4 protein-coding genes and 3 pseudogenes are annotated in these 6,838 nt (G+C 37.5%); 6 read left to right on the forward strand and 1 reads right to left on the reverse strand.

The genetic code is table 11. The annotated features are described in order from the left end of the window. The first annotated feature begins 681 nt into the window (after positions 1-681). Both AC13EX_RS00730 and AC13EX_RS00735 read left to right on the forward strand, forming a co-directional pair. Positions 682-2,037 (forward strand): TrkH family potassium uptake protein, encoded by a 1,356-nt coding sequence (locus AC13EX_RS00730; RefSeq protein ID WP_482891157.1) that lies wholly within the window; start codon positions 682-684, stop codon positions 2,035-2,037. Positions 2,038-2,071: 34 nt separating this feature from the next. Beyond that, a pseudogene (locus tag AC13EX_RS00735) lies at positions 2,072-2,556 on the forward strand (DUF3124 domain-containing protein). 262 nt (positions 2,557-2,818) lie between these two features. Here AC13EX_RS00735 and AC13EX_RS00740 read toward each other — a convergent pair. After that, positions 2,819-3,073 (reverse strand): annotated as a pseudogene (locus AC13EX_RS00740) (IS91 family transposase); the annotation flags it as partial. On the opposite strand from AC13EX_RS00740, the gene AC13EX_RS00745 reads away from it, so the two are divergent. From AC13EX_RS00745 to AC13EX_RS00760, 4 genes and pseudogenes are all read left to right on the forward strand, one after another. Then, complete coding sequence (locus AC13EX_RS00745) at positions 2,990-3,226, forward strand: hypothetical protein (RefSeq protein ID WP_482891158.1); 237 nt, start codon at positions 2,990-2,992, stop codon at positions 3,224-3,226. The pseudogene AC13EX_RS00740 and the gene AC13EX_RS00745 overlap by 84 nt on opposite strands. A 560-nt stretch (positions 3,227-3,786) precedes the next feature. After that, positions 3,787-3,964: pseudogene (locus tag AC13EX_RS00750) on the forward strand (DapH/DapD/GlmU-related protein); the annotation flags it as partial. 124 nt (positions 3,965-4,088) lie between these two features. After that, positions 4,089-5,096: an ATP-grasp domain-containing protein gene (locus AC13EX_RS00755; RefSeq protein ID WP_482891159.1), complete on the forward strand. Its 1,008-nt coding sequence runs from the start codon at positions 4,089-4,091 to the stop codon at positions 5,094-5,096. Positions 5,097-5,665: 569 nt separating this feature from the next. Continuing rightward, on the forward strand, positions 5,666-6,385 hold the full coding sequence (locus AC13EX_RS00760) for a ribonuclease activity regulator RraA (RefSeq protein WP_482891160.1): 720 nt from the start codon (positions 5,666-5,668) through the stop codon (positions 6,383-6,385). Positions 6,386-6,838: the final 453 nt, after the last annotated feature.

Here is a 6,838-nt window from a genome sequence, read left to right on the forward strand (position 1 = left end):
GCTTCGATATGTGTACCCGTAGATTTGGGGACAGTTTTGATCCCGATTTTCGGGAGAACCCTGCCATACTACAAAGATCAACAGTCATTTGATTTGTAGTAAACTACCGGAGTCAAAGGGGTGGCGTGAGTATAGATGGATTACTACGGAACCCCGATTGAAAAGTCGGGGCAGGCTGTGGGAGGTCTCTTGTTTCAAAAGTTGGCAACCATAAACGGGCTGATATAAGCATAGCGAAGTTCAGCAAGGGGACAAGAGAAGTCGGAGGAGCCCATAGTACCTACGATTGCAGTGTGAACAAAAACCATAATAGGAAAGGGGCTCTACTTTAGAGAAGCGAATATGGAATCGATACTTTCAGTACTGGCTTAGTCCTATTCGGCTGAATTTATAGGTAGTTGATTCTAAATGTCGCTATTTGTTTGTTCAAATAGGAGGAGAAAGCAGATGTGATTCATTTAGCTCATGGATTATACATATGTTGGGTAGATTCATGTAAAAAGCAAATGAAGAAGTCTATCGGTAAGCCGTATGAGGGAAAACTTCATAGCCTGCCCTGTAATTAACAGGGTACGGTTTGATGAAGGGGGCGCTGATAGTTTGCTTCTTATTATTATCTTTATAGGTATTAATAAAGTGGACTATCAGGCTCTACTCTACTATGCTATGCGAAAAACGACAATGACAGATAAAAAAAACATAATCGAAAAATTCTTGACTTGGTACAAGAAGTTCCAAATCAGCAAGTCCCCACAAATGAATTTAGTTTGGGGATTTTTTCTTTATACGCTAGTTGGATTTGGACTATTGAGCATTCCCCTGTTTCATAAAAGCAGTGTAGGTTTTCTTGACAACCTGTTCATTTCGACCTCTGCTATTTCGACAACAGGACTTGTAACAGTCAGTGTTTACGATTCATATAACTTTTTCGGACAACTGATTGTAATGGGCTTATTTCAAGTTGGAGGAATAGGATATATGACTTTGACGACTTATTACCTATTATTTACAACCAAAAACATTACTCATTGGCACAATAAGATAATTGGGACAGAATTTACTCTACCAAAAACCATTAAAATCAATGACTTCATTAAAAGCGTTATAGTTTTTACCGTTGTGATGGAAACCTTGGGTGCTATAAGCTTCTATATTGCTTTTAAACAAGGAGGAATGGAGACTTTGAAAGCTATTTGGTTTTCCATATTTCATAGTGTTTCTGCATTTTGTACAGCAGGCTTTGGCTTGTTCAATAATAGTTTTGAGAGTTACAGTGACAATGGCTTTGTAAATGCTATTATTTCAGTTCTTGCAATTGCAGGGTCACTTGGATTCATTGTCATAACCGATTTGTGGTATAGATTAAGTGGCAAGTCAAAAAGCATATCATTCACTACCAAGATTATAACCTATGGATTTATTTTACTCCTGTTCATTGGTACAACACTTGTCTATTTTACAGAACCAAGCGTACAAAACTCAAATTCAAAATTCTCAGAATCGTTTTTTCAGGCAATGACAGCTATGACTACAGTTGGCTTCAATACTATTTCTACAGGTGGTCTCAGCTTGCCAATATTGCTATTTGTGACATTTTTAATGTATATAGGTGCCTCTCCATCAGGAACTGCAGGTGGCATGAAAATTACCACTCTAACTGCGATGATTTCAGTTCTAAAAAGTAGATTATCTGGCCAAAAGCAAATTTCTTTTTTGAATAGAGTAATTCCATTTGAAAGACTTTACGTTGCTACCTCGACATTCATACTGTACACCAGCATAATATTTCTATTCTCATTTTTATTGACATTTTCAGAGAATTTTGAGTTTGAGAAAATCCTGTTTGAAGTTGCATCCGCTCTTGGAACAGTCGGTTTGAGCACAGGAATCACAGGTGACCTTACTGACATAGGAAAAGTCTTGGTCATAGTCCTGATGTTTGTAGGACGCGTTGGGGTATTGACATTTGGATTTGCACTAATCAATAAAAAACAAAAAGAAGATGAAAAATATATGGAAGATGATTTGGCAGTCTAGAGTAAAGCTCTTCGCAGTGAGCCTGTTGGGCGTCATGTTTCTACCATCCTGTGTCGAAAGAAGCCAGAACTTAAACAAGGTCGGTGAAGACAAGTTTGAAGCGCTAGAGATTATTAAAATCCCAAATAACCTTTCTTTAAACGATACAACTTACGTACCCATTTACTCTGATATTTATAGTAAGACCAAGGATACAAGGTTTAATTTGACAGCTACACTTAGTCTAAGAAACAAAAGTTTAAAGCACAGCATTTATGTATCAAGCGTTGATTACTACAATTCTGTAGGAGAAAAAACCAAGAAATTTTTAGAAAACCAATACTTCTTAAGCCAATGCAATCAGTTGAATATGTGATAGAAGAAAACGACACGAGTGGCGGAACAGGTGCGAATTTTATAATTATTTGGGGTTCTGAAAGTGATAAAGTTGAGCCAATTTTTGAAGGGATAATGATTTCAACTCACGGACAGCAAGGAATATCGTTTTCGACTAAAGGAGCCTCAATAAGTAATAAATAAAAATCGGCATACAATAACTAAGCATTCTGACGGCTGGAACCCTTCGACAAGCTCAGGGTTCAGGTCATGATCTTTGGAAGTTGAGGTTACTACGGGGAATGATTTTCTTCTTTTGCTTTTTTAGCGATGTGAGAATGAAAAAGTTTCTGATTTTAAATTGTTCTTTGTCCTAGGGTTCCTTTTTTAGTATTTATTATGGAATAGGTAAACGGTTTTGGTGTGAATTTTAGGCTGTTATTACCATTTGGACATATCTGTCCCATTAAGCTACCTGGCGCTTATTATTTTGCTTCCTGATTTTGTTGAACCAGTTTGATGGTGGCCCCCTTTGGTCGAAACATGCCACTGTATGCAGTTCTCCGGTTTTGCAATAGGAACACTTTCTGAACAGGGAAGCCGGTTTTTCTCTTAATTCTATTACGACCTTACCGATTTGACTGTCGATATTGACCTTATGTGTTGCCTTGAAGGCACTGGCCAGGATTCCATAATGTCTGATGCGGGTAAAGACCTTTGGTCAGACCCCGACTATAGGGGCAAGTTAGGTAGCGTGAACCTGCTTAGGAATTCAGAAGCCTACAGTGTACAAGTTTCTTTTTCAACCTCTGGAATAATTTGGTATCTTCGATACAAAATGCCCATGCTGGGCATACACAATGGCTATAAGTAATAGCTTTTTCTCATTTACTTCTGAAAATCCCTAAGGATTTTCAGTTTGGTGCGTACTTGCAAAGTTAAGTGTTAACTCACACAATTAGCTATAGCCGAGACCGTTACCAGTAAGGGGAAACACACTAGAAGATAAAGTTATAAATACTAAAAAAATTCAATAACAATATAAGTTCATGTTTTGAATGACAAAAATTAAATAACCATATGGATAAAACAATTAATTTATATAAAGATGTTAGTATAGAAAAGACAAATTTAGGAAAATATGTAAGTGTTGGCGATAATTCAAGAATTGTAAATTGTCATTTAGAGGAATATGTTAGGGTAGACAGAAGAAACTACTTTCAAAATACTAGTATAGGTAAACACACTTACACAGGGTGTGACACAAGAATATATAACGCTAGGATTGGGAAATTCTGTTCTATTTCTTGGCATGTTACTATTGGGGGAGGGGAACATAAGATTGATAGAATTACTACTCATGACTTTTTATACAATCCAAACTCTAATCTTAATATTTACAATACAAAGGATTGGCACAATAGATATGAGAAGAAAGTAATAATAGGTAATGATGTTTGGATTGGAGCAGGTAGCGTTATTTTAAGAGGTGTGGTGATTGGTGATGGAGCGGTGGTTGGAGCAAACTCTGTAATAACAAAAGATATTCCACCCTACGCAGTTGTAGCAGGAAATCCGGGAAGGGTAATAAAATTTAGGTTTTCCGAAGATATAATTGATAGAATAATGAAACTGAATTGGTGGGATCTAGATGATTCGGTAATTATAAATGAGTTAGAATCGTTTAGAGATGGGGATATACTTCAAACCCTTAATAAACTTGAAAAAATTAAAAAATGAATATATTATTAACGTCAGTAGGTAGAAGAGGCTATATTGTCGATTATTTTAAGCAAGTATCAAAAGATGCTAAGATTCATGTATGTAATAGTGTGTTTACAATTGCTTTCAGAAAAGCTGATTTTAGTTTTATTGCACCTAATATATATGACAATGATTATGTTGATAGTTTAGTAGAGTATTGTAAAAAGCATAAGATAGATGCAATAATGTCGTTATTTGACGTAGACCTAGTAGTTTTAGGTTCGTCAGAAAAGCGATTTGAGGAAATTGGTGTTACTTTAGTTCATGCACCACTGAAAACCCTTAAAATATGTAATGATAAATGGTTGACATTTAAATTTGCACAAGAAATAAACATTGCAACTCCTAAAACATATCTATCCATAGAAGATGTATTAAAGGAAATAGAATCAAAGCGTGTTTGTTATCCCTTAATTATAAAACCTAGGTTTGGTATGGGGTCTATTGGTCTATATGTTGTAGACAATAGGGAAGAGTTACAAGTTCTGTATAATAAATGCAAAACTGAGGTGTTTAATTCCTATTTGAAGTATGAGAGTGCCGATTTCAAGGAAGAAAGTGTATTGATACAAGAGTTTAAAAAGTCGAAAGAATATGGATTAGATATAATTAATGACTTGAATGGTAATTTTGTAACTGTAATTCCTAAAGAGAAGGTGGAGATGCGTTCTGGAGAAACAGATTTAGGTTTGACGGTTGACAATGCAAGATTTATCGAATTAGCTAAAAAATTATCCCAAGCAACTAAGCATAAGGGTATTCTTTCTGTGGATATACTTGCTGATGAGGTCGATACCTTGAATTTGTTAGAGATGAATTGTAGGATATCCGGACACTACCCAGTTGCGCATTGTGCTGGTGTAAATTATCCAAAACAATTAATAGAATGGTTAAATAAAAAAGAAACTAACTTAGAAAATTTTGAGTATAAAAGAGGTGTATACGTAACAAAGGAGCTTCTGCCAGTTGTTTGGCAATGATACTCCTGTGTATATGAGTCGACACTAACAAGACCAGACTCAAGAAGTATCAAAAATAAAAGATTGCCAGTACCGAGCGTAACGAACGGCTGAAAATTCGTTACCCAACTGTTTATAAGATGGTGGAACCGACCCATTGGTGTTGTCCTACAGGGGAGAACATCAAACCACCATAAGGTGCTTTGGTAAAGAGTCAAGGTATTGAGCGTTATGGAAAAGGCCAGGTCAAGAGCGTGGTCAGGCAAGGATAAAGGAGATGAATGCAAATGAACCTCTGATGAAGTGTCCCTGATACTCAGGGCAGGCTGAGAAAGTGCTACATTCTGTCAAAAGTGTTTGAAGTATGACAAACATTACGAGTTCAGTGGTTACCTGTTTATTGACTGGACGGCAGGGTTTAGCTATCTGGTTTTTCTTTACTTGTCATGGTAACGAAAGAAGACCCAAAATACGACCTTAAGATTACTACCCTTGTTCAAATAAGGGGGGTAAGATTGAAGAACAGCTAAAATAGGAGCTTCTTTGCCATAAAATATATACTTTTTGACCATCAAATTAAAACTACAATAATGTTAGCCACTACTCGAGAAAAATTACAAACTGTTAGTACTGCCACACTAGCCACAGCCTTGTTTAAACGCGGTCTTAAAAATCAATTCATTCAAGGGGTTAAGCCATTGGAAAAAGGGAAGCCTACCATGGTGGGAGTAGCCTTTACTTTACGGTATATTCCTGCAAGGGAAGATCTTAATCCCATTACTGTATTTCAAGACCCTAGACATCCTCAACGGGTGGCGGTAGAAACCTGCCCCAGTGGAGCGGTTTTGGTTATCGACAGTCGAAAAGACAGTAGGGCGGCTTCTGCAGGTTCTATTTTGGCTTCTCGCCTGATGGTCCGTGGTGCTGCAGGGATTGTTACGGATGGGGGATTTCGGGATTCCGCTGAAATTGCCAAGTTGGACATGCCTTCCTATCACCATTCCCCTTCTGCCCCGACCAATTTAACTTTACACCAAGCCATGGACATCAATGTACCTATTGGGTGCGGTGACGTGGCTGTTTTCCCTGCTGATGTGGTAGTAGGTGATGATGATGGGGTAATCGTTATTCCTGCTCACTTGGCTGATGAAATCGCCGATGAGGCCATAAGCATGACCCTTTACGAAGATTTTGTAACCGAAAGGGTATTGGAAGGACATAGGATCGTAGGATTGTATCCGCTCACCTTAGAAGCGAATAAAAAAGAATTTGAGCTGTGGAAACAAAAAATGGAGGCTTCAAAGGACTGAATCAAATAGCCTGAATTGAACCGCAGCCTGAGCCTGTCGAAGGGAACGGTTCAATTTAGGCAACACTTCAACCCGAAATATGCAATAGACATTCTATTACGTGCTGAAATCGCTTTAAAATCAGCCACTTCGTTGCTGTTTTCAATTTCAGCATAGCGGTGCTATGCTAAAATCTCCAAACAGCGTGATTTTTTTGCGATTGAAACACTCCCTGGGAAAGTTCAGGACAGGCATCACGCCTGAGATTGTCAGGGCGGAGAAATTCTATTACATAATGCGGGTTAAAAAAAATCCCTCTGCTAAAGATTTAACAGAGGGATTTAATTAACTATTGTATAGTTTCCAAAGGAGGAACATTGTTCTCTGCTCCAACATAACCTATATTTTGGTTAATTGTCCCTAAGGAGTTTGCTGTTATCACATTATTGTCAATTGGCCATAACACGTGAAATG

Source organism: Cyclobacterium sp. L-R, assembly GCF_056859355.1.